Here is a 25,978-nt window from a genome sequence, read left to right as displayed (position 1 = left end):
AGGCTGTCCGAGACCTCACCGTGCCTTACGGCGGTACGTACCCGGCAACCGCGGGGAGAAGTCCAAGCGTCCGGTGGTACAAAGAATCCCCGCTCGAATGCTGTTGCACAGTGGGACCTGAGACCAGGTCACCCCTTTCCGGCCGACGCCGCCGACCGGATCGCGGGGAGGAGGCTGACTGGTCGGTGGACTCTTGTGAGAGGTAGGCGCAGATGCCGCAGCCGCCCCAGCCACCCAACCAGCCGCCCTCCGGCGGCTTCGGTCCGCCGCCCCCAGAGCCTCAGGAGCCCGATCAGCCACAGGAGCCCCGGGAGCCCGGCCAGGGCGGCTCCGGCTCGCCGCGGAGACCTCCAACACCGCCCACGCCGAACACCGCGCCTCAGAGGCCCCCATCAGCTCCGTCGACGGGTCACACTCCGCCCCAGATATGGGACGGCGCCCTCCCGCCGAGCCCGCCCCCACCACCGCCCGGCGCGCCCCCGGACCCGTCGAACCCGTACGGACGCCAGCCGGAGTACGGCGGTCCGTACACCCAACTGCCCGGCGGGCCGTACGGCGCGCCTTCGCCCGCCGTTGGTGGCCGAACTCCGAAGCGGAAGGCTGTCATCGTCGGCGCGGCGGTGGCGGTACTGCTCGCGGCCGGTGGCGGGGTGTACGCAGCGGTGGGCGGTGATGACGGCGGTGAGAACCCCACCGCGAGTCCCACGACGACCACCCCGAGCCACTCCAAGACACAGGACCCGACACCCGAGCCGACGACCGGTGACGGCGACAACACCGGCGGCCGCGGCAACGGCGAAAGCGATCCCAACGACCAGCGCCGGGCAGGCGAGGCCAAGGTCCTCTACCAGAAGCCCGCGCCCGAGGTCAGCAAGAGTAACCTCGAAGTGCCCGGCTTCTGGGCGATGAAGGGCTATGTTGTCAAGGCGGTCGAGAACAAGATCGTCGCGTACAAGGACGAAGGGGGCAGCAAGTGGACCCTCTCGCTCCCCAAGGCGGTCTGCGCCGCTCCCACCTCCACGACCGACGGCAAGGTCGTGGTCGCCTATGCGGGCCATGGGAAGGACTCCTGCAGCCAACTCGCCCTGATCGACCTCAACAAGGGCGTCAAGCTCTGGGACCATCCCGCCCCCGAGAGTGACGCCCTGGGCGGTGGCTACACGAACGTGGGCATGGCGCAGAGCGGCAATCTCGTCGGCATGGCCTGGTTCGGCGGCTCCGCCGTCATCAAGGTCAGCGACGGCAAGGAAGTCTCACCCGAAAAGCCGAGCGCAGGCTGCTCCATTGACGGCTACGCGGGCGGCAGGGTCCTGCTGCGCGCTTACTCCTGCTCCAATGGCACCGCCAAGCTCCAGCAGCTCACCCTCAGCGGTTCGATCAAGTGGACCTATACCATCCGTAAGGGATTCAAGGTCAGCAACATCTTCTCCAGCAGCCCCGCTGTGGTGGCCCTCATTGACCAAGACCGACGCTCCGGAGGCATCCTGGCCCTCTCCGGCAAGGGCAAGGAACGCTCGACCCTCGCACTGGGCAAACAGTCCTACCAGCCGGAGTGCGGCACGGACATCTTCGGCACCAACATGGGCAACTGCGAGGGCGTCGCCGTCTCCGCCGACACCTTCTACCTGCCGACCGAGATGACCCAGGACCACGGCCTGGGCTCTACAAGCGAGATTCACGCCTTCGACCTCACCACCGGTAAGCGGAAATGGGCGGTCAAGGTGGCCGAACGGCTCCTGCTCCCGCTGAACATGGACGGTAAGAACCTCATCGCGTACGAAAAGCCCACATACACCGCCCCCGGCCGAATAGTCCGCATCGACCCCAGCGGCGGCAAGCCCAAAACCCTCCTGCGCCTTCCCCAGGCCACCCAAAAAGCAGAGCGCGACTTCTACTCGGCCAGCCACACCTACCGCAACGGCAACTTCTACATCGCCACCAACCGCATCACCGGCAGCGACACCACCGCCGAAAGCCTACTGATGGCCTTCGGCCGCTGAGCGGCGGCCGAGCGACGGCCGAGCGGTGGGACACGACCGCGGGGGCGGGCACCGACCGGCGTCCGCCCCCGCACCCGCGCTCCTCAGCTCAGATCGAATTCGCCATCCCTCGCGCCCAGGACGAAGGCACGCCATTCGGCCTCCGTATAGCGCAGCACGGTCTCGGGGTCGGTGGAATTCCGCATGGCCACTGCCCCGTTCGGCAGGTAGGCGATCTCCACCTGGTCTTCGGAGCTGCTGCCAGGTGCGCTGAGCCACTCGACACCGGAGATGTCGAGGGCGTACAGCTCTTCCTTCTCTTTGGCATCGGCCATTGGTGGAGAATCCCTTCGGGTACCGCGGAGACAAGTCCGCCTGGTGCTTGGCTGACAGTCTCATCCACCGTGTGCGCGGCGGCAATCGAACACCGTCAGTCCATGCGGCGAGGCCCGCCCAGCAGGCCGGATTCGATGTCAGTCGGATGCGTCGCCACGTAGAGCCGCGACTGACGATCACACCAAAGAGTGACCCCGTCCGGAAGCGTGGACAGTGATTCGACATCCGTGGACGGCAGCCCCACGATGCGTCCGACCTGGGCGGCCTCCTCAGGGGACACCCGCTGGATGCCCACCAGGTCCGCGTTCTCCATGAGCCGGGGGGCGACCGGGCTCAGGTACGGCAGAAGTGTCAGCACGGACTGCCACGGCGCCGAAGTCACCCGCCCGCGCGGCGGTCGCATGCCCGCGTCACGGATCACCAGAACGGGACTGCCGATCGACGGTCCCTGCGGCGGCACACGTCCCACATCGTGGAGCGTCATGCTCTGATACCCGCCGTTCGCGGCCTGCGTCAATGACGCCCACATCTGCTGACGGCCGGTCTCCACGGTGACCCGGGCGCCCGTGGCCACCGCTCGCAACCCGATCACCTGCGCCGTCCACAGCCCCCCGACCAGGACCACGTTGAAGGGCGTGGGACGGTGCAGGCCCAGCACGGCGGGTTGGTCCCGCGCGCCGACTCCGATCACCACCCCGTCGTCGCCGACCGGCAGTGCCAGTGCGTCGAACTGCTCCGGGGGGAGCTCATGCCGTTGACGCCGGGGTCCGATCAGCCCGAATCCCCGTCGCGTCCTGCGCGGGGCGGGAGCCACGAGCTCGTCCGGCTGACCGGGCATATGGCCAGGTGTGGGGGTCGGCGCGTAGGAAGGGCCGCCTGAGACGGTCGTCGGCATGGCCATCAGCGGGTCCCTCCCAGGGGCAGAGTAGCGAGTACGCCGGGTACCTGCTCGCGGTCCAGCCGTGCGAGACCTACCCGCACCCCACGGGCGGTGCGCTGGAGCTCTCGCCTCATCGCGACCAGGTCGTCCGCGCTATGACCCGTGATCCGCACATGCCCGCTCACCGTGGGTGCGGGCCGGCCGCTCTGCGTCCCGCCCCGTCGCAGGGTGAGGCTGAGCGTGGTCGCGAACGCGGGCAGTGAGGTCAGCAGCGCGGCCAGTTGAGGAAGGGGCGTGGCTCCCGGTCCCAACTGTGGCCACCTGCTGACCCAGTAAGTGGTGTGCCACCGGTCGTCGCAGCGCCAGGCCCGTGTGCTCTCGACCGTGCGTCGACTGAGCGTGTTGGTCTGCCGGGCCTGCGCCGTCGCCCTCGGATTGACGCTCGCGGCGGTGGAGATCGCCGCTGTCACGCCTTCCTCCGGCAGGAGCGTCACGCCGAAGCCTGCCCCCTGCAGCCTGCTCGACAGCTGATCCGCCGCCCGCAGCACACACCGCTGCGCGCCCTCGAGGCCCCCACCCCGGGCAGCGACAGCCTCCGGACAGAGCTCCGGGTCGAACTTCAGGGCCACCCACGTCAGACGGACCGCGGGCGCGCCCGTCTGCTCCTGAAGCGGCCCGTAGTTGCGCACGGGCACCGTCTGCGCCGACAGATGGGGTGCGGGCGCCGGCAACGCATGCTGAACCACCTGCACGGACTCCAGCAGGATTCCGTCGACGCCCATGGCGTCGCGCAGCAGCGAAAGCGGCAGCGGACGCTGCGTACGGTGCGGACGCAGCGGTGAGTCCGTGGCGTCCACCTGCAGGATCGCGGTCAGAAAGGTGCCGTCGCCCACCAAGCCGACCATGCGCCGCTCGCGATCGGTGAACGTGTAGGTGCGCAGGGCCGGTTCGCACTCCAAGGCCGGCGTGAAACCGGGGTCTGTGTCCGTGTCGAGCGGCTTCGCCGCCTGCCGCTGGCGCCTGCGCAGCGCGAGCGCGGTGCTCAGCCATTCCGGTATCGGCTGCTGATGACGCGTGACCACGGCCAGCAGAACCAGGACGACGCCCACGACTCCGGCGGGCACCAGCAGGAGTTTGTCGACCACCCCGGCGGCCAGCACGATCGCCGCGGCCACCTCGATCAGCACGAATTGCTGCAGTCGCAGGGGGCCGATGCTGCCGGGCCGGGACATCGTGCGCGGGGTGGCGGAGGTGATGGGAGCCGCTGTCGGAGGAGCGTCGGCGGGTGCGGGCGGACGGGGTCCGCTCGGTGCTCCTCGGCCGGACGCGCTCCTCGCGGCACGTGCGCGCGTTGCGGCAGCCATCCCCGTCAGCCCCCTAATGTCCGAAACCGGCCCGAACGGCCCGGTCGTCGTTGCCCCGGTGAGTGTCCCCGGGCGGCATGTGCCAGTTCACTACCGGCATAGTAGAGGGTCGGTACGACGCCAGGACCGAGGGCAGGCCACCTGACTACCGAGGCCGAAAAGCGGGGAGAAGCGGCTAAAAATGGCATCACGGCGGGACGAACTCAACGCCTATATCTATGCGAAGAAGCGGACAGTCGCCGCCTTTTTGCAACCCACGCCGAGTGGCACGGAGGAGGGTGCGCCGCGTCCGCTGCGCGCGGTCCTTCCCGGAGTCGTCGTCGGGGCCCTGATCCTCGCCGGTTTCGGCGCCTGGGGCATGTTCAAGCCCGTCGCCCCCAAGGGGTGGGACACACCGGAATCGCATGTGATCGTCGGCAGTGACTCCACTACTCGGTACGTCATCCTGAAGACCGGCGGCAAGCCCCAGCTCCACCCGGTGCTGAATCTCGCCTCCGCCAAGCTCCTCCTCGCCCCCGAGAAGTCCAGCATCATCAAGGTGAAGGAGTCGGAGCTGGACGACGGCCACATCCCGCGAGGCCCTACGATCGGCATTCCGTACGCACCGGACCGCATCCCCAGTGCGGACGAGGCGAGGAAGCGCATGACGTGGGCGGTCTGTGAACAGCCGGGCGGCAATGGGAACACCACGCAGAAGGCCGTCTTCCTCTTTTCCGACCGGGACCCGAAGCTCAAGAAGCTGCACGGATCCCAGGCGCTCCATGGTGGCCAGGCCCTCTACGTGCAGGGTCAGGACGGCGCCCGCTATCTCGTCGATCCCCAGGGCGTCAAGTATTTGATCGGCGGCCCGGACTGGAAGGCCAAGTCTGCCGAGGACGCCAATCTTCTGCAGCGCTCGATCTTTCATGATGGTGCGAAGCCGCAGCGAGTCACCAGGGACTGGCTGGCGACCTTCAGAGACGGGGCACCGATCGACTTTCCGCAGGTCCCGGGTCGGATCGGTGATGACGCCGGGGTCCCGAGCCTCGGCGAGGCGAACCGGGTCGGCATGGTACTCGAAGCGCCCACCGGAGCCGGCACCCAGAAGTATGTGGTGCTCCAGGGAAAGGTCCAACGCGTCTCCGAGTTTGTGGCCAAGCTTCTACTCAGGAGCAAGACCTCTATCAATGAGGCGAGTATGGCCAAGCGAGTGGCGGCCCAGTCGTTCAACCCGGACACGGAGAACGATTTCTATGGCCAGTACCACTGGCCCAGCGAAATCCCGAGCCAGGCCAATTCGGTCGATCCCGCGCTGGGCAGCGGAGCGCGGGACACCAGTTGCAGCATCTTGGACGGGGTGACAGCCAAGGGCGGTGCCAAGGTGGCGACTTGGGCTGGCAAGGACTTCCCGGCCACCATCCCGGACGGCGCCACCAGCGCCTATGTGACCCCTGGGTCGGGAGTGCTCTACCGCCAGGTGAGCGGCCGACAGATCAAGAACGGTCCGGTCTTCCTGGTGACCGACACCGGTCTTCGCTACTCGGTCCAGTCCAACAACGACAGCGATTCCGGCAAGTCGAAGATCGGTGACGAAGGCTCCGACAAGGACAAGGCCACTCAGACCCAGCAGGACGTCAACATGGCCCAGCGCAGCCTCGGATACCAGGATGTCAACCCGACTCCGGTGCCCGTGGACTGGTCCGAATTCCTGCCCACCGGTCCACGTCTCGACGCCAACAGCGCCAAGCAGCCGCAGGGTTCATAGGACATGAGGAAGCCCGAACACATGCGGCGCACCATCAAACCCCTCGCCCTGTCGGCGGCGACCGCTCTCACAGCACTGACGGCGGCGGCCGGACCGACATCGCCCTCCGCGGCTCCAGAACTGTCCCTGGCGGGCAGTGGCGAATGCACCTACCCCGCCAAACAGATAAAGGGCACCCCCTGGTCCCTCCAGCGGGTCATGCTCGACCAGCTGTGGCAGGACACCAAGGGGCTGGATTCGAAGGGCCATCCGGTAAAAGTCGCCGTCATCGACACCGGCGTCGACAACACCAATCCTCAGCTTAAGGACGCCGTCGACACCAGCAAGGGCAAGGAGGTCCGTAAGGGCGGCAAGAAGAGTCTGTCCAAGGGGAAGAAGGGCGACGGGACGGACGACTCGGTCGGCCACGGCACCAAGGTCGCCGGCATCATCGCCGCCCGCCCGCACTCAGGCACGGGATTCGTCGGCATGGCACCGAAAGCCAAGATCATCCCAATCCGGCAGAATGATGAAAAGGGCTCCGGGACCACCGACACCATGGCCATGGCCATCGACTGGGCGGTGGACGCGGGAGCCCGCGTCATCAATATCTCCCAGGACACCGTCAAGCCGCTCCAGACAAACAGCACGCTGCAGCAAGCCGTTGAGAATGCACTGCAAGCGGATGTCGTCGTGGTCGCCTCCGCCGGAAACGACGGTCTCGACGGCAAGGTCAAGAAGACCTACCCGGCCGCTTACGACGGCGTCCTCGCCGTCGGCGCCTCGGACCGCAACAACGAACGCGCTCCCTTCTCCCAGTCCGGCGACTTCGTCGATGTCGCCGCTCCCGGCGTCGAAATGGTCTCCACCGTCCCCAAGGGCGGTCAATGCGTGGACAACGGCACCAGCTTCTCCGCGCCCTACGTCGCCGGCGTCGCCGCCCTGATCCGCGCCAAGCACCCGGAGTGGCACCAGGACGAGGTGGTTGCCCAGATCGAGCAGACCGCTGAACGCGCCGTCAACCACCATGACCGCTTCATCGGCTGGGGCGTCGTGGACCCCGCCCGCGCCCTCACCGACGACGAAACCCGCATCGACCACGTCACCCTGGACAAGGGCGCAGCCCACGACGTCGCCGCGCCCGACCCCGCCCCCATGCCCCTGGGCGAGACCCCTCAGGAGCGCAAGGAACGCCTCGCGACGTACTCCGTGGGCGCCGTTGCCATCACGGTGGCGGGCATCGCGGGCCTGGCGGCAGTTCTCAACGAACGGAGGCGGCGGCGCTCCGGTATGGCTGAGTAGGAGTACTCATAGACGCCCGTGAAGCGTCATCTACACTGAGCTATTTGGTGTAACTGTGAGTCGTGTGAACCAGGGGGGGCGGGGAGCGTATGTCTACGTTCGAGACGGAATGGGCGCAGATGAAGCGTGAGGCATCCGGTGACACCGGGATGAGCCTCGCGAGCGCCGACGACAAGCCGGGATGGGCGCGAGGCGGATCAGACGGGGTGAAGTCCAGCAAGAAGGCCTGGACCACAGCCGGTCGGAGTGTCGGCAAGCTCCGGGGGGACATCAAGATCGCGCTGACGAAGCTGGAGGAGGAGCAGACCGGCCTGGGCGCGGGTAGTAAGAGCGGCGGCGGCATCGAGAGCGCGGCGGCTCAGCGGGAGCTCTGCAGCTCTTGGAAGCGTTATCTGAAGGGCGTGAGCGGGAAGTGCGGGGCGATTCAGGGTCGGCTTGAGAGGGCCGGAGATAGTCAATACAAGAACGACGAGGCCACCAAGTGCGCGTTCGATGGGCTGGACGTCCTCTACAAGGACACGAAGCCCGTCGGCGGCGAGAGTCGGGGTCGGTGACGCGGACCAGTGGATTACGCGACTCTCAAATCCTTGAAGCCGTCGGAATTTGAAGATGCCGCGGGCGGCTATAAGACGGTCGGTGACATGGCCAGCCAGGCCAAGGATGACGTCGAAAATCAGATCATCGCAGGCATGCGGCAAACGGTCGATGGCCAAGCCGTTCTCGAAGGTGAGGCAGCTGAGGCCGCCGTGGCGCAGCTCCGGAAGCTGGCGACGAACTTCCACTACACCCAGGTCGAATGTGCTCTCATCGCCACTGCGCTTAACTCTCTGGCCTACGAACTGCGAGCAGCCAAGGACAAGCTCGATGCTGCTGTGGAGGATGCCGAGGCAGAGAAGTTCACGGTGGGCGCTGATGGCTCGGTGAGCTACCCGGCGGGCGGCGACGAGGTCGACGGCAAAGTGCCGGAGGGTGGCACGGTCACGGGCAGCGCCAAGGGCAAGCCCACGAACCAGCCGATCGACCCGACCGGCGATGCGAATGACGCCGCCGACGCACTGGAGCGTCAGGCGGCGAACATCCACCCCAATCCCAACTTCGGCCGCGCGGTGGCCGTCGCCAACCGCATCGCCCAAGCCGTCCATGACGCCACGCAGACGGACGAGAAGTGGGCCCCCAAGCTACGCAAGCTGAAGGCCGACGACGATCTGCGCGTTTCCCGTTACGACTGGACCGATGCCCAGAGTGACACGAGTGGTGTCCGAAGCGGAGCGAAAGACTACCTCGACGATATCAAGAATCCGCCCAAGGACGGTAGTCCGAAGGATAATGCGAAATGGTGGAAGGGTCTTTCCGGTCAGGAGAAGGCAGACTATGCCGCCATGTACCCGGCTGGCCTCGGCAAACTGGATGGTATTCCTGCGGATGTCCGAGACGAGGCGAACCGTATCGACTTGGCGGAAAAGCGGGCCGACTACCAGATTCGGCTTGACGCGATACCAAAGGAACCCACGAAATTCAGGGATCTCGGCCCCAACGCCACCGCCTACACCCAGGAATGGCTCGACTGGCACCATAAGTACGAGGGCGAGAAGAAACGACTGGAAGGCGCCGTGAAGGGTATGAACGCCATTCAGGATCGATTTGATCAGACCGGTCGAAAGGGATTGCCGGAGGCATACCTTCTCGGGTTCAGTCCTGAAGGCCGAGGGCGTGCGATTGTCGCCAACGGCAATCCGGACACGGCCGATCACACGGCCGTCTATGTCCCTGGCACAACCTCGAATCTCAGTAAAATTCACGGGGACATCAACCGCATGACCAACTTGTGGCATGCGTCCGAACCCCTGGCGCCAGGACAAAAGGTCTCGACCATCACCTGGCTCGGCTACGACGCGCCACAAAACATTGTCACTGACGCCACCCGCCCCGGATACGCGAATACTGGTGCACCCGCGTTCAACCAATTCGTCGATGGCCTGAATGCGTCGAATGAGTCGGGGACGGATAGTCATGTCACGGCGATCGGCCACTCCTACGGATCCACCCTCATCGGTTCCGCAGCACGTCAGGGCGACCTTAACGCGGACGACATCATCTTCGCGGGAAGCCCGGGTGTCCAAGTCGGCAGTGCAGAGGATCTGGATGTACCCAAGGGGCATGTCTGGAACGAGTACGCTGATGGAGATCCAGTGCCTGAACTCGGTCGTGCATTCCACGGTGGTGACAAGAGCGGTCGCTTCTGGCACGACGCGGACATGCCCATCATTCCCGCTGATGCCGAATTCGGGGCGCATCAGATGACGACCGACACTGAAGGGCACAGTGGCTACTGGGATTACGACTTGGATCACGAAGACAGCTCGCAAAGTCTACTCAACCAGGCCAACGTGGTGGTAGGGCGACATGACAAGGCGCAAATCAGTGACTAGCTCCGTGCGAAACCGAATCGACATCCTTTCGCCCCTCGGTATCGTCATGTCTCTGGCTGCGGTATTTGCATTGGTGGGGTGCTCGGGAATGAGTGACAAGAAGAAGAGCGAGCTGGGCTACACGCCGAAGACGCGCAAGGTCGCTGACGTGGAAGAAGAAGCGACTGGTCTGTCCAGTGAGATCTTCGATGTGATTAACCTGCGCGGGAAGACGAGCAAGCCGGGGCCGTCGGTTGCCCGCTGTGCTGGCAAGGATGAGGAAAAGTTCTACAAGATCAACCATGCGTGGTCTCTGTGGGACGTGCCGGTCAAGGACATGAAGCAGGCAATGGCGAGGCTCAGGGAGGACCTCCCGCAGAAGGGCTGGAAGGTTGTCAAATACGGGCCGGATAAGAGTCCGAGTAAAAGCCCTGAGCTCATCGCCGATTCGACGAAGAAGCAGTTCTCGGTCAGCATCCATCTCTACGACGAGAGTGACAAGACCGGGTCTAAGGCGCCCAAGTCTTTGATCTACGTCCTTCTGACCTCGGCCTGCTTCCAGGTCCCCGACGGTCAGACCGTGGACGAGTACTGATCGATCCGTCTTGAGGCAGAGGGCCCGATCCGGTCCACCTCCCGTCCTGCACAGCCATACCGTGCCGCACCGCCTGGCGGCAAGCGAGGGCAAGGATCCGCCGCGCCGGGCCCCACGCCCGGCTCCGAGCAGTGCGTCTCGTTTTGGGAGCGAGGCGGACGCCGGCGCTGTCGTCCCGCGAAATGGGTATGCGTACTCATGTGCGCCTGTGGTGAAGTCGTTAATGTCATCAGATGCGATGCGTGCCTCGTATGCGTCGTTTGGGGGAGGAGACCGTTACTGAACCGTCGACGTCCCGCGGCTACGCGGCAGTTGGGGTGCCCAACGCTGATGGATAGAGTGGCTTAGGACATCGTTGGTGTCATACGGGGAGGGACAGCGTGAGGCCCATAGAGCCGGGGTCTGAGCCACAGACACCGTTCGGCAAGAAGCTGGTCAAGGAAGCCGAGACGCTTGCCAAGTTCAAGAAGCGCCTGGACAAGGTCCTGACCGACCTTGATAAGTCCCCGGCATCGCGCAAGACGATCTCGCAACAGTCCATCACCAGGGACGCGTACGGCTCGGGCACCGGGTTCACCTCCGCTGACGACCTGGCCAACCTCTACGAGAAGGTCCACGCGCGACTGGAGACCTTGTCCAAGTCCTTCGGCGACCAGATCGAGGCCATGGGCCTCATGGCGATTCTCGCCGAGCGTGGCTACGACGGCATGGACGCCGAACAGGCTCGTCGAATGCGGGAGATCCAGGCACGCACGCGGAAGTTCTACCGCGAGCCCACCGAGAAGCACGCTGGTCAGAGCGAGAATCACGGCAGCAAAGAGGTCGGGGGCGACGCGCTGTGAGGGGGAGAAGGTAGATGGCCGGAGGAAAGTTCGAGAAACGGTCGCACGACGAGCTCTACAACATGGTCGCGACCGCGCAGCCGGGTCAGCTGACCGACGTCGGGGCCGCTCTTATGGCTGCCTTCGACGACATCAACGCCATCGCGGACGAACTCAAGGCCCACGCCGAGCGGGTGCACTGGGAGGGCGAGGGCGCCGACGCATTCCGTGACTGGGGTCGCGAGGTGGCCAAGCAGACCCACAAGATGGCCGACTACACCTTGCTCGTCGGCGTCCACATGTCTACGGCGGGCCAGGGCCTGACCGAGGTCAAGGCGGCGATGCCGGCCCCGACGGTGGCCGATGACAAGAAGCACAAGAATGATGCGGAAAAGACGGTCGCGGACAAGCACCACTTGGAAGCGCTCCAGCAGATGGACAAGCTGGACTCGTATTACGAGACGGCTCATACGGAGATCAGGGATCTCGATGAGCCGAACTTTCCGCCACTGCCGCCTGAGTTCGGGAACTACTTCCAAGGCGATCCCGGTCCCTCGGGTGCATCGCCGTCTGGGAACGGAAGCGCAGGTGAGGAAAGCACAGCTTCCGCTGCGCCGTTCGCAGCTCGTTCTGATTCCGTTGATGGAACAGGCCTTGTCCAGCACCCAGGAGTGGCCTCTACAGGGCACGGCAACTTGGGAGTGGAGGGGCTGCCGGATGTTGTGCCAGATGCCAGGACCAACATTGACTCCACGAACACGCTACCCTCGCCTGACGTCATCGACCCAAGCAGGCCTCCTACTTCGCCACCGCAGGGTGCGTCCGAGCAGTACGTAAACCCTGTGGTGCCAAACGGACCCAGGCCATTCCTACCAAGCGGCCCGCCGCCTATGCGGGGTGGGGGCAATCCTGTACGAGAGCCCCTCCCTCCCTACCAAGGCGCGGCAAAGCAGCCTCGCCCGACGAGCCTTCCTCGAACCGGGTTGCCGGACGGTATTCACGGCGGGCAACAGGCTCGCCCGCCGGGGCAAACCAACACTCCGCGGATTCCCCGAGGCAGGGTTATCGGAGAAGAGCAAGGGCTCATGAGGCGTGGGCCGATGGGGCCCGCTGCTCACGGATTCAAAGGCACGCCTTCGCCTACGAATGGCGGGCCGGGCCGACGGCTCGCCTCAGAGCCGGGTGGCACCGTGGACAGTCCGCGAGGACCGAACAACGCGAATGGGCAGCGTCTGCCGAAGGGCACGGTCGTCGGAGACGAACACGGCATCCCTCCCAGGCGTGGTCCCCTGGGCACGGGTGGTGTGCCCGCGGATGAGGGTGCGCACGCGCCCGGGAGGGGCGGTGAGCAGGGTCGGCGGCTCGCATCGGAGTCGGGAGGTCCCGTCAGCGGTACGCGTTCTGGACGCGGAACGCAGTCCGATTTCACCCCAGGGGGATCCGGGCTTGTGCGGGGTAGCCAGGAGGAGCTTGAGCCCAAGCCGCGGTCTGGCTGGGCAGCCCCGAACGGCTCGGAACCCTCCGACTCCAGGCCCGATTACCTTCAGGAAGACGAAGAGAGCTGGTCGGGTGGGCGGCGTGACACGGTCCCGCCGGTCATCGAGTAGATCGACAGATCCCTGTGCAATGCCGAGGAGAGCACTCACCTATGCCATTTCAGAAGTATGGGGCGCGGCGGCGCTCCCTGACGGCTCTGGCGACACTCGGAGTCGGCCTCATGGCGGCGGGTGGTCTCGCGCCCGCGGCAGCTGCACAAGACATCAGCTCTCAACAGTGGTACCTGAAGGACATGCAAGCCGACGACATGTGGAAGGTGAGTAAGGGCAAGGGGGTCACCGTAGCCGTTGTCGACACGGGCGTTAAGGCATCGTTGCCCGAGTTGCAGGGGCAAGTGCTCGAAGGTGCGGACATGTCGCATAACCCGACGGGCGCACATAAAGACACGGATGGTCACGGAACAAACATCGCTGCTCTGATCGCTGGCACGGGAGCTGGTGGTGGCATTCAAGGACTGGCTCCTGAGGCCAAGATCCTTCCTGTAAAGGATGTGCTGGACGCGAGGGTCGACTCTGCGGACGGCAACGTGGGCAGGGCCATTCGGTACGCGGCGGACCATGGGGCACAAGTCATCAATGTCTCGCAAGGGTCAGACGCCGTAAGCAATCAGCTCCCGCGGACGCTCTCAGCTGTCAAATATGCCATCAAAAAGGGTAGCCTGATTTTTGCTTCTGTAGGAAATGTCGGCGACAAGGCCAATGAAGTGGCCTATCCTGCTGGATTTCCAGGTGTCGTGGGCATCGGTGCGATCGACCGTGAAGGCAAGGCAACGAAGTGGTCGAACTCGGGCGATCAGGTAGGGCTGGTGGCAATCGGGGATGAAATCCCCATACGCTGCGGGAACAGTGTCTGCACGTCTCGTGGCACCAGCCAAGCCACCGCCATCACCTCCGCCTCCGCCGCCCTGATCTGGTCCAAGCACCCCAAGTGGACCAACAACCAGGTCCTCCGCGTCATGATGCAGACCGCCGCGAAGCCCAAGACGGGTGACATCCCGAGCAGTTACCTCGGGTATGGCTCGGTCCGTCCTCGCAAGGTGCTTCTCGATGGCGAAGGGGACCCGGGGCCGGCCAACACCAATCCGTTGCTCGCTCGTGAGGGAGCGACGAAACCAAAGCCTTCCGAGTCGGCGTCTAAGTCGGCAGGGGATGCCGCACAGCCCCCCGCATCGGATGAGCAAGCCGCTAAGAAGCCCGCGGCGGAGGCCAAGGCGAACGACGACGGCGGTAATACGACGCTCTGGGTCGGCTTGGGTGTGGGCGTTGTCGTGGTCGCCGGGGCCGCGGTCGCCTTCACCGTCGTACGACGTCGTGGTGGAACGATGGCCAGGCCGTAAGCAGCACCAATACCAACTACAGCTAGACGCTTCCTGCCATGTCAGGTAGGAAACTCCACAGAGTGGTGAGCTGACGAAGAATCCCCAGCTCGGCTCACCAACACATCATGGGGGAAGGTGGAAAGATGTCGGGCTCGCAGCGGATTAGCGACGCACATTTCAGGAAGTTCGAGGGCGACCTCGGCCGCGTCAGCGAGGACCTCTCGCAGAACCTGCGCACGCTGATCAATGCCATCGACACGGTGGAGGCGGCGTGGACCGGTCAGGGCGGAAGCGCGTTCAGGAGGGCGCAGATGAGCCTCAACGAGGACCACGAGGCTCTGCGTCAGCTGATCGTCAACATCCACGAGGCGGTGCAGCTCACGCACCGTTCCAGTGGTGCCAACGACAGTGAGATCGCATCCCAGCTCCGTAGCGTTGACGTCAATGGCAGCGCGGCCGGCGGGCACCTCGGCAGTGGTGCGGATGGCCTGGCCCACAGCAAGGTCGACCAGTTCTAGTCGCTTAGGGGTGACATCAAAGCCCCTGGGACAGAAATGATCGACAACCATCAAGACACCACGAGGGGTGGAGCATAAGTGTCCGGTGACGGGATGGACATCAAGGTCACATACAACTCGCTCGAGGACACCGCTGGTGACCTCGAGCGGGGCGCCAGGGTCGTGAGCCAGCAGATCGAGGCCATCATCGCTTCGGTCAAGGCCGTGACCGACGGTTGGGAGGGTGAGGCTCACCAGATGATGCTGGCCGCCGAGAGGCAGTTCAAGACGCGCGCCAACCACATCGAGAGCACGCTCAAAGAGGTGGCGACGAAGGTCAGGACCGGCAGCATGGACTACCACGCGACCGACAAGAAGTCGGCCCAGCTGTTCCAGGACATCACCATCTGAGGGTGCGGTCGCAAGAACATGGGGGTGGGGCACCCCGGAACCGGGTTGCCCCCCCCCAGGTGACCGTCTACCCCCGCCCCCCCGTGGGCGGGGGGGGCCCAACCAAACGGGACGGGGAATAGGGGTATTCCCGGCAGTCCAAATCCGACGTCATCTGTTTCGCCGAGGCGATGAGCAGCTTGGCGTGCGAGTGGTCGCTGACGGTGGAGTAGTCGCGCATGGCGAACTCCAGGGAGAGACCCCCTCCCGATCCCTTCGCACCGCCGCTGCCGACGTCACACGCAACGAGAAGCCTGCTGGCGTCCTCCGGACCGACAGTGGTCGTGTAGTGCACCGACCGGCCCGACGGAGGTGAGTGAGGAGTCCACGCCACGGTGATGGCGAGCAGTTCCTTACCGTCGGCCTTGTCCGTCAAGGTGCAGAGGTTCTCGCGCGTGCTTCTCCCGGCCGGCTCCTCGTGCAATGCCTTCGCGACTTGGTCGGTGCTCTTGGTTTTGACCGGATAGACCTTGCTGGGGCCGTCGGCTCCCGCGCCTCCCTCGCGATGGCATCGTCGAACAGGCCACTGCAGGCTTGGGCGACAGGAACGAGCCCGGCGCCGGCGGTCGGCTTCGCCGCGGTCGGCTTCGGCGACCCGGATTCGTCGTCGCCACCGCCACAGCCTGTGACGGCGATGACGGATGTGCAGGCGAGGGCCGCCAGCCGCCCAAGAGTCAGACGAAGATTGCGTAGCACGATCTCTCCTGTCGACTCCATTAACTGCCGCTCCCAGTCAGCTGGGCGTCCCCCACATCGAAGTTCCCGTTCAGCCACTTGCGCTCTTTGAGGAGATACATGAGATCGTCGCTCGGCGGGGCCTTATCATCCTGTTCAAAGCGGTCGCGGTGAAAAATTGTCTGGGCCGCTTTGGGATTATGCCCAAGCGACTCCAAGTAGCCCGCCATGGGATCGACTCCGTGGTCATTGTCCTCACCGAAGTTGACGTACGTCTCGTATCCGTCGGGCCAGTAGAGATCCTTCAGGTCGTCCTTGTGCTTGCGGTCGAACTCGAACAGGCCGCTTGTGCGGCCGTCCTTGCTGTGCGGATCGGGATAGCCCTTGCCGTAGTCGACGAGGAAGTCCTTGTCGTACTCGCCGTACCGCAGCAGGCTGCGTCGTCGAGCTGATTGAGCCGCATATGGGATTCCTGCTGCTTTGCGGCTTCGGCCCCGATCTCCACCCATTCATCCTCGAACGACATGCTTCCCCCCGTGACTCAGGCCGCAAAGCGAGCCTGCTAGCTTGACTTGAGACGTCAAGCTAGCGGGGGCTGCGCGCGGAACGCAGCCCCGCACATGCCGTTCTATTGCTCCGGCAGCCACCCCACCTGGGTCAGCGGTACCCCGCGCTTACGGGAGACGAAGAAGCCGCGGCCGGGCGGCATGGGGCGGGGGCGGACTCCGCCGAAGACGTCGCCCTCGCCGGGGTCGCCGGAGAGCACCATGCCCTGGGCGCCGAGTTCCTTCACGCGCTGCATGAAGGTTTCGAACATTGAACGGGAGGCGCCCGCGGAATTGCGGGCGATGATGAAACGCATGCCGACGTCGCGAGCGAAGGGCAGGCTCTCGGTGAGGATTGCCAGCGGGTTGCCGCTGCTGGTGGAAACCAGTTCGTAGTCGTCGATGATGACGAAGAACTGAGGGCCGGTCCACCAGCTGCGGTCGCGGAGCTGCTGCGGGGTGATGTCCGGCTTGGGGGCGCGCCGTTCCATCAGCCCGTTCAACGCATTGGCGTGGAGCTCCAGGGCGGACGCGATCGGAGCGTACTCGAGGAGATGGCTGTCCGGGATGACACCGAGCAGGGAACGGCGGTAGTCGCCGACCACGATCTTCGCTTCGTCCGGGCCGTATCGCTCGATGATCTGCTTGGCGATCAGGCGGATGAGCGATGTCTTGCCCGACTCACTTTCACCGAAGATGACGAAGAACGGATCGGTCTCGAAATCGACGAATACCGGTTCCAGATTTGTCTCGTCGATGCCGATCGCAATGCCGTGCTGCGGGTATTCGAAGCCCTTGGGAAGCTCGTCCGCGCGGAGCTTGCGCGGGAGCAGCCGCACGCGCGGGGCGGGCGGCCCGGACCAGGCCGCGCTTACCGCGCGGACCAGTTCGGTCGTCGCATCCGTCATGGTGTCGGGGGCGTGGCCCTTGTCGATACGTGGCTGAGCGCCCATGAAGTGGAGCTTTTCCGGGAGTTGACCGCGGCCGGGAACACCGACCGGGACGTTCGCGGCGACCTTGCGGTCGAACTCCGAGTCCATTGTGTCACCGAGGCGCAGCTCCAGCCGGTTGAGCAGCTGGTCCTTCAGCGATGCGCGGACCTCCATGTTGCGGGAGGCGGTGATGACGACATGGACGCCGTAACCGAGTCCTCGGCCGGCGATGTCGGTGACGACACCTTCCAGCACGTCGTACTCGGCCTTGAAGTTGCCCCAGCCGTCGATGATGAGAAAGACATCGCCCCAGCCCTGGTCGGCGTGTTGTCCGGCCGCTCGCTGGCGTCGGTAGGTGCCGATGGAGTCGATGTTCTTGGCGCGGAAGTACTCCTCCCGCCGGGCCAGAACACCGGAGACCTCGGCGATGGTCCGCCGAACCTTCTCGGGGTCCAGACGGGAGGCGACCCCGCCCACATGCGGAAGGTCCGCGATGGCGCTCATACCTCCGCCACCGAAGTCGAGTCCGTAGAGCTGCACCTCGGCGGGGGTGTGGGTGAGGGCGAAGCCCGTGACCAGCGTGCGCATCAAGGTGGACTTGCCGGACCGCGGGCCGCCCACCACCAGCATGTGGCCCGCGGCGCCGGAGAAGTCGCGGTAGAGGATGTCGCGCCGCTGCTCGAAAGGCTTGTCGATGAGGCCCAGGGGCACGACGAGACCGCCCGGCCTGGCGTAGTCCGCCGACTGCAGACCCCGCTCCCGCGTGGGGGCCAGCGGCGGCAGCAGTTCGTCCATGGAAGGTGCCTCGTCCAGGGGAGGCAGCCAGACCTGGTGGGCGGGCTGGCCTTGGCCCTCCAGACGGCTCACGATGACGTCGAGGACCGTCTCCGCCAGCGCGTCGCCCTCGGGCCGAACCGGGGCGGTCAGCCGCTCCGGGTCCAGGGCGGCGTACGTCACCGGGACCGGGGCGGCCGTGAACAGGACCGGCCGGCGCTCGACGGGCAGGGACGCGCTGTCGAATTGCGCGGGGGCCGTGCGGTACGTGCCGGAGACGTACGCCGCCTTGAAGCGGGTCATCTCATCCGTACCGAACTTCAGATAGCCGGAGCCGGGCACGGAGGGAAGGTGGTACGCGTCCGTCACGCCCAGGGCCGTACGGGACTCGGCGGCGGAGAAGGTGCGCAGACCGATGCGATAGGAGAGGTACGTCTCCAGACCACGCAGGCGGCCCTCCTCCAGTCGCTGTGAGGCGAGCAGCAGATGCACACCCAGCGATCGGCCGATACGGCCGATCTGGATGAACATCTCGATGAAGTCCGGCTTCGCCGTCAACAGCTCGCTGAACTCGTCGATCACCAGAACGAGTGATGCCAGCGGCTCCAGTGGGGCCCCGGCCGCCCGTGCCTTCTCGTAGTCGTGCATGTTCGCGTAATTACCCGCCGAACGCAGCAGCTCTTGGCGGCGCTGCAGCTCACCGGTGATCGAGTCGCGCATGCGGTCGACCAGCGTGAGGTCATCGGCGAGGTTGGTGATGACCGCGGCTACATGAGGCAGCTCCGACATGCCCGCGAAGGTGGCGCCGCCCTTGAAGTCCGCGAGGACGAAGTTGAGGGTTTCGGACGAATGCGTGACCGCCAGCCCCAGCACCAGTGTCCGCAGCAGTTCCGACTTCCCCGAGCCCGTCGCGCCGACGCACAGACCGTGTGGGCCCATACCCTCCTGCGCCGCCTCCTTGAGGTCCAGCATGACCGGGGAGCCGTCCTCCGAGACGCCGATCGGCACCCGCAGCCGCTCGGCCAGCGAGCGGGGCCGCCAAGTGCGGGAGACGTCCACCGAACCGGCGTCGCCCAGCCCCAGCAGCTCGGTGAAGTCGAGGTTGGCGAGCAGTGGCTCATCGTCGTCGTCGCCGCCCATGCGCAGCGGCGCGAGCTGCCGGGCGAGCGCCTCCGCCGCTTCCACGGACAGCGAGTCGGGGGTCCCGTCGTACCCGGCGACCTGCGACTCCAGCTGTAGCCTGCCCGGCCGTACGACGATCGACAGACCGCCGCGCGGCTCGTCGAGTTCGCCCGCCAGGACCTCGATGACGGTGACGCCCTGCAGACCCTCGGGCGCCGCGAACGCCGAGTCCGGTGGCACCATCGCTCCGTCCAGCACGAGTACCAGATGCGGCTGGTCGATCAGCGGCTGCCCTTCCCTGCTGAAGCGTGTACGGCCTTCCAGCCGCCCCCGCAGCAGCTCCTCCACCTCGGCGAGGGAGTCGCCGAACAGCCGCCGAGAGCCGGCGCCGTCGAAGGATCCCGGCACCTGGGAGTGGGGGAGCCACTTCGTCCACTCCCATTGCTCCGTCGCGCCGGGCGAGGCGACCGTCGCGATGACGAGGTCTTCCGGCGAGTGCAGGGTGGCCAGTTGGGCGATCAGCGCCCTGGCGATCCCGTGCACCTGCTCCGGAGCCCCGGACACGGTCATGTGGTAGAAGGCGCGCAGCGACACCGCCATGGGCAGGTTGTCCAGCGACCCCTGGGTGGCGAGGAAGCGCTGCATCGCGCCTGCCGTCAGCGGCTCCAGCTCGTCCACGGTGGCGGTCTCGGGGGCGATCAGGGGACTGGAGAGCTGCTGCGTGCCCAGCCCGAGCCGCACCTGCACGAAGTCGTCGTCGGTCAGCCGCCGTTCCCACACCCGGCTGCCTTCGGCGACGATCGCCCACAGCTGCTCCGGGGCGGGGTGCAGATAGAACTGGGCGTCGCGCTGCCGACGGGCGGTGCGCCGTACGGTTCGGCGCGTCTGCGCGAGGTACTTGAGGTAGTCGCGGCGCATGTCCGCCCGCTGGCCCTGAGAGCCCTGCCGATGCCGCGTGATCATGGCGATGGTCATGCCGAGCGTGGAAAACATCATCATCACCCCCATGATCTTCATCATCGGGGCGGCGCCCGGCATGAAGAAGTAGACCATCGAGGAGCCCATGCCAAGCGTCGGCAGCAGCTGCATCAGCATGCCTTCTTGCTGGCCGCGCGGCAGTTCCGGGGGCGGCTCGAGGCGGAGTTCCTCGGTCGGCACCTCGGGCGGCAGAGCCCGTGGCTGGCGCTTGACGACGACCTGGCTCACCGGATCCCTCATCCCTCCGTACGGAGGGACAGTTCTCGTCCGGCACCCCCGTGGCGACGGCCTACCTCCGCGAGTCAGCGATCCTATCGGCGTATCGGCTCCTGAGCCCCGGTAGGGTGGCCGCCGCGCGCATGACACAGGCGATGTCGCAGATCGAACCAGGGGGCCTTACACGTGAGTACGTCCACAACAACCGGTTTCTGCAGGGTGACCGTCATCGCGCCCGACAGCCGGATCGATGTCGCCCTTCCGGAGGACATCCCTGTCGCCGATGTTTACCCGGAGATTCTGCGTCTGACGGGGCAGACACAGCCGACCGGCGCTCCTACCGGATATCACCTGGTGCGACGCGACGGCACGGTCCTGGACAGCGGCCGCTCTCTCCTGGCCCAGCAGGTTCTGGACGGGGAACTGCTTTCCCTGCGGCCCTTCGCCGAGTCGCTGCCCCCCGCCGTCTACGACGATGTGTCCGATGCGATCGCCTCCGCGGTCACGCGCGACCGCACGCTGTGGAACGACCGGTTCCTTCGTGCCGCCGGGCTCGTCGGAGGGGCGCTGCTGCTCATCCTCATGGGCTTCGTGCTTTGGTTCGCCGATCCGGTCAAGCACGACATGCACGGCCTCCCGGGTGTCATCGCCGCCGCCGTCGGCGTGTTGCTGACTTCCCTCGCCGGGGTGCGAGCACGGGTGTACGAGGACCGAGCCTCCGCCATAGCCCTCGGCATGTCCGCCCTTCCCCATCTCATGATCGCTGGATCGGGGATCCTGGCCCTGGACGCGGGGGAGGGCGTCGGACGGCTCCAGTTCCTGCTCGGCTGCGTCACCGTGCTCGTTGGCTCGGCCGTCCTGGTCGTCGTCATGCCCAGCGGCGACGCTCCATTCGTCGCCGCCGTGTTCGCGGCGAGCGTCGGGACCCTCGCCACCTTCTGCGAGATCGTCACCGATACCGGGGCCACCGAGACGGCCGCGGTGTGTGCCGTCGTCGCGATCGGAGTGATCGCCTTCCTGCCGGGTCTGTCGGCTCGAGTCGCCCGCCTGCCCATCGGTTACGACGCACCACACCCCTCGGCCGATGAGCTCGACGCCGGTCCGGACGCCGAGCCCCTCGACATCCACCGCATCGCCGCCCAGACCCGTCGCGGCCACGAGATGCTGCTGGGCATGGTCGGTGGCTGCTCGGCCGTCGTCGTCGGTGCCGCCGCGGTCCTGGGCTTCTCCGATGGTGCGTGGGCGCAGCTCCTCGCGCTCGCGGCCGGTCTGGCGATGCTGCTGCGCGCCCGCCTCTTCCGCTACACCGCCCAGGTCGCCGCCGTCCTCGGTGCGGGGCTGCTCGCCCTTGCTCTGCTCGTCCTGGGGCTGTCGCTGAATCCGCCGGCCGATGCGGTCCTCAAGCTCCTGACCGAGAACGACCGCGGACCGCTGGACATTCGTACGATCTGCCTCGCCGCTGCCGTGACCGTGGGCGCCGGGTTGATCATCGCTGTCGCCCTGATCATTCCGAAGAACGGCCTGTCGCCCTTCTGGGGACGTCTGTCCGACCTGGCCGAGAGCGCCTTCCTGCTCGCACTGGTGCCCCTGTGTCTCGCCGTGCTGGACGTCTACAGCTCGGCACGGAGCCTGACCAGTGGCTGAGGGGCCACCGCGCGTCTGTCGGTGCGATGGGGCGGCGCGCGGGGCGCCACCCTGGCGGGGACACCTGAACGGGCATCAGCACTGCTGAGTCCGTTGGGGTCCCGAGCGTCCGTTTTCAGCCACACGGAGGACAGCTTCCTGGAAGCGTCCTCAATTTTTCGTCCAATGCTCCGACGAGACCGGCATTTTCTCCGGCAGTTGCGACTCCTCCGAGCAGCCCAGGGCATCGGCGAGGTTCCGCGACACGGAATTCAGAATCGATATCCTTGCGAAGTCGGTGTCCTTCTCGGAAAGTGCGGAATTCGAACTGCGCAGATCTCCGCGGATCAGGTCCGGAACACCCTTGTTCTTGGCCGGGCACGAGAAGTAGATGTCCGCCCCGCTGCCCGATGCGCGGGCGTGTCGCCCAATGGGGAAGACGATCCACTCATCCGCGTTGCTCGACTCGAAGCTGCTACGTGTTGGATGCTCGGTGCGCCGGGAGAAGTCGATCTGTACGGCTGGGCTACTCGCGTCGGGAAGGTAGATCTCACAGGCGCTTCGAACGGTGCTCGACGATGACGTGAGCTTCTGGGCAACACTCTTGAGCTTGACCTCGTCGGTCTGTTCGAAGGTGTCCGCGCCGGTGAGCTTGCGCAGCTCCTGCGCTGCTTGTCCAGTGATCGACGCGTCGCACACTTTCGTGGCCGACGGCCCCTTCGGTTTCTCTTCGTTTGCCTTTTCCCGGCCGCCGTCCGAGTTTGAGCACGCACTGGTGAGTACGAGGAGGGAGACCGAAGCGATGAGAAGCGTCCCGCGCGCCAGTGGCTTGAGCCGAGGTTCTTGTGAGGACTTCAGAGAAGCGTGCACTGGTGGTCAGTCCTTCTTGTAGGGAGGTCGCCCGCGGTATTTGTCCTCGTTCGGCCCGGTCCCGTAGTACATATCCTTGAGATCGCGGTCCAAGTCGTCGTCATCGGCCTTGTCCGCGAATCGAGAGTCTTTGAAGTACTGGTCGTATGCCTTGCCCATGTCGTCGGCGCCTGCCGCGAAAAACTTCCTTCTCGCGTCCTGGGTCTTTTCTACGGGGTCACTGTTCGCATCGTCCACCGCTTCGTCGACCTTTTGGCCGAGGAACGTGTTCAGCATCTCACCAGCGGCCTCGGTGGCCACGGGGGCGAGGGCGATGGCCGCACCGGTGGAGCCGGGGACGGGGACCATCGCGACGCCCGCGGCGACACCGGTCCCGATGAGGTACTTCCCCCACTCTCCGGACTTGGCGATGGACTTGTTGGCCTCCTCCGAATTCGCACCGTACGTGGTCTCGGCCTGTTGCACACGTGAGTGGTCCAGGATCCCTCGGACTTCAGCGTCCGTCAGCAGAGCGTCCTTGCCGCGCTGGTAGTGCGCATCGCTGTTGGCGGGACTGTCGTCGAGGACGCTGAGAGAGTAGACGTGCTCCGCAGTGGTGACGATGCCGTGGGACTTCTCGTCCTGACCCAGAACGCTGAGGAAGTCGATGGCCCCCTGATTGCCGAATTCGGCCCGGCCTTGGTACTTCGCGGGGAACTCACTCGGGTCGTGGCCGGCGTTGTCGCTGATGCCGGAGACGGAGTTGTTGATGTCGTCGATGTAGGCGGCGCCCATCCTGCCGAGACTGTCGGAGATGCTCTCCTGCTCGTGGATGAGCTTGGGCCCGTCCTCGCCGCCGTAAATGTAGGCGACCTGTTCCATGACGCCAGCGGTCTCCGCGGTCCTCCGATCAGCGGACCCGGGCACCATCGGGTGTTTTCCGTTGAGTTCCGGCGCGTCGTACGCGTAGCCGGTGGTGGCTGATTCGAGAGCGTGACCGAGCTTGTCGTAGCCCACGATCTTGTCAGGATCACCCATGGGGGCGTCGGAGCGCCAGACCCGCTCCTTGGTGAGGTACTTCAGGTTCTCATTGACCTCGGAGTCCCTGTCCACGGTGTCGTTCTCTCCCGGGGGCGCGGCGAAGAAATCGGTCGATGCCTCCGGGTTATGGCCCAGGGCCTCGAGGAAGCCATTCATCGGGTCGCGGCCGCGGTCGCTCTTTCCATAGAAGTTTAGATCGGCGGTGTCCGCATTGCTCGTCCAGTAGGGGAGGTCCTTGGAGTTGTGCTTCTTGTCGTACGCGATGAGATCGTTCCCGTAGTTGGTGAGGAACGTCTTGTCGTACTCGCCGAACCGCATCAGATTACTCATGACCTGGAAACCCTGCGGATTTCCGGCGTGGTCGATCTCCAGCCGCTGCGGGCCGAGCTCGACCATTTTGCTTTCCCATACCTGCATACCGCTGCTATCGGACAGTGTGGCAGTGCCGATGGTGGTGCCCAGGCTTTTCTGGAGTTTCTTGGCGATATCGCCGCGACCGGGATCGTAGCTCCCCTGGTAAGGATCGGCGACACCGGCCCAGAATTCCAGGGTTTTTTTGGGCCCCAGTCCTGTCGCAAAGCGCTCAGCGAACAGTGGGTCATCCTTGTAGTTGTCCAGCGCCGTGTTGATCTGCACGAGTTGAGTGTTGGTGAGGTCGCTGGGATCCTTCTTCGCCAATTTGACGATCTTGTCGGCGTCGGCGATGGCCTTCGCGGCGTGGTCACGGTCCTGATAGTACGCCTCAGAGAATCCGTAGGGGGTCTGTGTGGTGAGCATACGGAGTACCTGCGCCGCCGATGTGTCGGACTCCGTGGCGTTCTTGACGATCCGCTTGATGTCGCCTGACAGATCCTCCATGTCGGCCTGGTTGTGTTCGGGTAGATCAACCCCCTTTCCGGCTCGATCGGGATGGATGTTCATCTGGATCGTCCAGCCTTTTCCGCTGGGCACCACCGTGAGGTTCTTCTCCTTTTGAGCGGTGCTGATCGTCCTCTTGAGTTCGTCCCGGTAGCTGATGAGTTCGCTTCGGGTGTCCTGGAGGATGTTGCGAATGGTGACCGCCTGATTGTAGGCGTCACCGAACTCTTTGGCGGTTTTGGTGACGAACTCGCGTGTCACGGTGGCATTCTCGCCCGCCCAGTCGGCCTTTTTTGCACGTCCTTGCAGTACCTCTTCGGCATCCCACTTGAGCGACTCGAGCTTGTCGATCATTTCGGTCCAGTCGGTCACCGCTTTGCCGAGGGACGAAAAATTTCCGTGGAGAAGGGCTTCAAACTTCATGGCTCTGTGCTCCTAGCGGAAGTTCTCGTCGAGGGTTTCGTAGCTGAACGAGGCGGCGATGTAATGTTCGTCGCCTGCATGCGCCTTCTTGGTGTAATCCAGGTGATTGGAGATGTGAGCGCAGGCGGCAAGTAGCGAGTTGACCTGAGTGCGCCAGGTTTCGACGACTTCGCTCAGTGCTCCGCCGATGTCGAAGTCGTCCTTGAGGTCTTTGGCCGCTGTGGCGCTGGTGGTCTGGGCGTGATCGCCGTCCTTGTCGAGCCGCTGGTAGAGCTTGAATGCCGCGTCGCCGATCGCGGCCAAGTCCTTCGCCTTGACGCTCAGGTCTCCCTTCTGGGCCGCAGGACTCGGGGCGGTACCACCTGGACCGTCGACCTGATTGAGGCGCATGTGCGTTTCCTGTCGCTGTGCGGCCTCGGACTTGATCTGGGCCCATTCATCCTCGAATGACACATTTCCCCCCGTGGCTGAACACCACCAGCGAGTCCGGTGATTGGTGTAAAGAGATAAGCTAGCAAGGGGTTGTGTCTGTTTGCAGCCCTTCTGTGTGCCGTTCTCGTGGTCTGAATTGCGGGTACCCATGACCGTTTGGTAGTGGGCCTTTCCGGGCCCTGCGGGGTCACGTCCGCTGGAGTGGTGTATCGACGGCCACTCGGTGATCCGTTGTTGAGGCTATGCAGTGAGTTCGGTGGGCAGGTCGGGTTCGTCGGTT

Annotated in this window: 20 protein-coding genes; 11 read left to right on the top strand and 9 right to left on the bottom strand. The window is 65.3% G+C overall.

The window, feature by feature from the left end:
* Window positions 1-620: 620 nt before the first annotated feature.
* Window positions 621-2,000: an outer membrane protein assembly factor BamB family protein gene (locus tag J2Z30_RS08145; RefSeq protein WP_245387847.1), complete on the top strand. Its 1,380-nt coding sequence runs from the start codon at window positions 621-623 to the stop codon at window positions 1,998-2,000.
* Window positions 2,001-2,083: 83 nt separating this feature from the next.
* Here J2Z30_RS08145 and J2Z30_RS08140 read toward each other — a convergent pair whose 3' ends face one another.
* The 3 genes from J2Z30_RS08140 to eccE form a co-directional block, all read right to left on the bottom strand.
* Window positions 2,084-2,314 (bottom strand): DUF397 domain-containing protein, encoded by a 231-nt coding sequence (locus J2Z30_RS08140; RefSeq protein WP_044569480.1) that lies wholly within the window; start codon window positions 2,312-2,314, stop codon window positions 2,084-2,086.
* Window positions 2,315-2,409: 95 nt separating this feature from the next.
* Complete coding sequence (locus J2Z30_RS08135) at window positions 2,410-3,216, bottom strand: hypothetical protein (protein ID WP_044569478.1); 807 nt, start codon at window positions 3,214-3,216, stop codon at window positions 2,410-2,412.
* Window positions 3,216-4,559 carry a type VII secretion protein EccE gene (eccE, locus tag J2Z30_RS08130; protein WP_044569477.1) on the bottom strand — a complete coding sequence of 448 codons (1,344 nt, stop codon included), beginning with the start codon at window positions 4,557-4,559 and terminating at the stop codon, window positions 3,216-3,218. The genes J2Z30_RS08135 and eccE overlap by 1 nt, the downstream gene beginning before the upstream one ends.
* Window positions 4,560-4,740: 181 nt before the next feature.
* Here eccE and eccB point away from each other — a divergent pair, with 181 nt between their 5' ends.
* From eccB to J2Z30_RS08100, 6 genes are all read left to right on the top strand, one after another.
* Window positions 4,741-6,303: a type VII secretion protein EccB gene (gene eccB, locus J2Z30_RS08125; protein WP_044569476.1), complete on the top strand. Its 1,563-nt coding sequence runs from the start codon at window positions 4,741-4,743 to the stop codon at window positions 6,301-6,303.
* Window positions 6,304-6,306: 3 nt separating this feature from the next.
* Complete coding sequence (mycP, locus tag J2Z30_RS08120; protein WP_372453248.1) at window positions 6,307-7,584, top strand: type VII secretion-associated serine protease mycosin; 1,278 nt, start codon at window positions 6,307-6,309, stop codon at window positions 7,582-7,584.
* An 89-nt stretch (window positions 7,585-7,673) separates the two neighbouring features.
* On the top strand, window positions 7,674-8,138 hold the full coding sequence (locus J2Z30_RS08115) for a hypothetical protein (protein ID WP_044569471.1): 465 nt from the start codon (window positions 7,674-7,676) through the stop codon (window positions 8,136-8,138).
* Between the two features lie 9 nt (window positions 8,139-8,147).
* Window positions 8,148-10,013 carry an alpha/beta hydrolase gene (locus tag J2Z30_RS08110; protein WP_044569469.1) on the top strand — a complete coding sequence of 622 codons (1,866 nt, stop codon included), beginning with the start codon at window positions 8,148-8,150 and terminating at the stop codon, window positions 10,011-10,013.
* Window positions 10,014-10,101: 88 nt separating this feature from the next.
* A complete protein-coding gene (locus J2Z30_RS08105) occupies window positions 10,102-10,587 on the top strand; it encodes a hypothetical protein (protein WP_044569467.1) in 486 nt (161 codons plus the stop codon).
* Window positions 10,588-10,967: 380 nt separating this feature from the next.
* Window positions 10,968-11,429 (top strand): DUF2563 family protein, encoded by a 462-nt coding sequence (locus J2Z30_RS08100; protein ID WP_052701335.1) that lies wholly within the window; start codon window positions 10,968-10,970, stop codon window positions 11,427-11,429.
* Here the strand turns inward: J2Z30_RS08100 and J2Z30_RS08095 are convergent.
* On the bottom strand, window positions 11,393-11,878 hold the full coding sequence (locus tag J2Z30_RS08095) for a hypothetical protein (RefSeq protein ID WP_209468611.1): 486 nt from the start codon (window positions 11,876-11,878) through the stop codon (window positions 11,393-11,395). The two genes, J2Z30_RS08100 and J2Z30_RS08095, sit on opposite strands and share 37 nt — an antisense overlap.
* A gap of 1,178 nt (window positions 11,879-13,056) precedes the next feature.
* Here J2Z30_RS08095 and J2Z30_RS08090 point away from each other — a divergent pair.
* The 3 genes from J2Z30_RS08090 to J2Z30_RS08080 all read left to right on the top strand — a co-directional run bounded on the left by J2Z30_RS08090 (window position 13,057) and on the right by J2Z30_RS08080 (window position 15,191).
* Window positions 13,057-14,301 carry a S8 family serine peptidase gene (locus J2Z30_RS08090; protein ID WP_078956601.1) on the top strand — a complete coding sequence of 415 codons (1,245 nt, stop codon included), beginning with the start codon at window positions 13,057-13,059 and terminating at the stop codon, window positions 14,299-14,301.
* Window positions 14,302-14,426: 125 nt separating this feature from the next.
* Window positions 14,427-14,801 (top strand): WXG100 family type VII secretion target, encoded by a 375-nt coding sequence (locus J2Z30_RS08085; protein WP_052701333.1) that lies wholly within the window; start codon window positions 14,427-14,429, stop codon window positions 14,799-14,801.
* 78 nt (window positions 14,802-14,879) lie between these two features.
* A complete protein-coding gene (locus tag J2Z30_RS08080; protein WP_044569463.1) occupies window positions 14,880-15,191 on the top strand; it encodes a WXG100 family type VII secretion target in 312 nt (103 codons plus the stop codon).
* 755 nt (window positions 15,192-15,946) lie between these two features.
* Here J2Z30_RS08080 and J2Z30_RS08075 read toward each other — a convergent pair.
* A complete protein-coding gene (locus J2Z30_RS08075) occupies window positions 15,947-16,414 on the bottom strand; it encodes a hypothetical protein (RefSeq protein WP_044569459.1) in 468 nt (155 codons plus the stop codon).
* 119 nt (window positions 16,415-16,533) lie between these two features.
* Complete coding sequence (locus J2Z30_RS08070; RefSeq protein ID WP_044569456.1) at window positions 16,534-20,484, bottom strand: type VII secretion protein EccC; 3,951 nt, start codon at window positions 20,482-20,484, stop codon at window positions 16,534-16,536.
* Between the two features lie 174 nt (window positions 20,485-20,658).
* On the opposite strand from J2Z30_RS08070, the gene eccD reads away from it, so the two are divergent.
* Window positions 20,659-22,116: a type VII secretion integral membrane protein EccD gene (eccD, locus tag J2Z30_RS08065; protein ID WP_044569453.1), complete on the top strand. Its 1,458-nt coding sequence runs from the start codon at window positions 20,659-20,661 to the stop codon at window positions 22,114-22,116.
* Window positions 22,117-22,266: 150 nt separating this feature from the next.
* On the opposite strand, the gene J2Z30_RS08060 is transcribed toward eccD, so the two are convergent.
* Genes J2Z30_RS08060 through J2Z30_RS08050 form a run of 3 tightly spaced genes read right to left on the bottom strand, consistent with a single transcriptional unit; the run spans window position 22,267 to window position 25,719 of the window.
* Window positions 22,267-22,965 (bottom strand): hypothetical protein, encoded by a 699-nt coding sequence (locus J2Z30_RS08060; RefSeq protein WP_209468610.1) that lies wholly within the window; start codon window positions 22,963-22,965, stop codon window positions 22,267-22,269.
* 6 nt (window positions 22,966-22,971) lie between these two features.
* Window positions 22,972-25,266 carry a DUF6571 family protein gene (locus J2Z30_RS08055; RefSeq protein ID WP_044569449.1) on the bottom strand — a complete coding sequence of 765 codons (2,295 nt, stop codon included), beginning with the start codon at window positions 25,264-25,266 and terminating at the stop codon, window positions 22,972-22,974.
* Window positions 25,267-25,278: 12 nt separating this feature from the next.
* The gene (locus tag J2Z30_RS08050) at window positions 25,279-25,719 is read right to left on the bottom strand and encodes a hypothetical protein (protein ID WP_308279835.1); all 441 of its coding nucleotides are present in this window, start codon (window positions 25,717-25,719) and stop codon (window positions 25,279-25,281) included.
* Window positions 25,720-25,978: the final 259 nt, after the last annotated feature.

Source organism: Streptomyces iranensis (genome assembly GCF_017874715.1).
GTDB classification, from domain to species: domain Bacteria; phylum Actinomycetota; class Actinomycetes; order Streptomycetales; family Streptomycetaceae; genus Streptomyces; species Streptomyces iranensis.
This window is presented reverse-complemented; position numbering and strand designations above follow the sequence as displayed.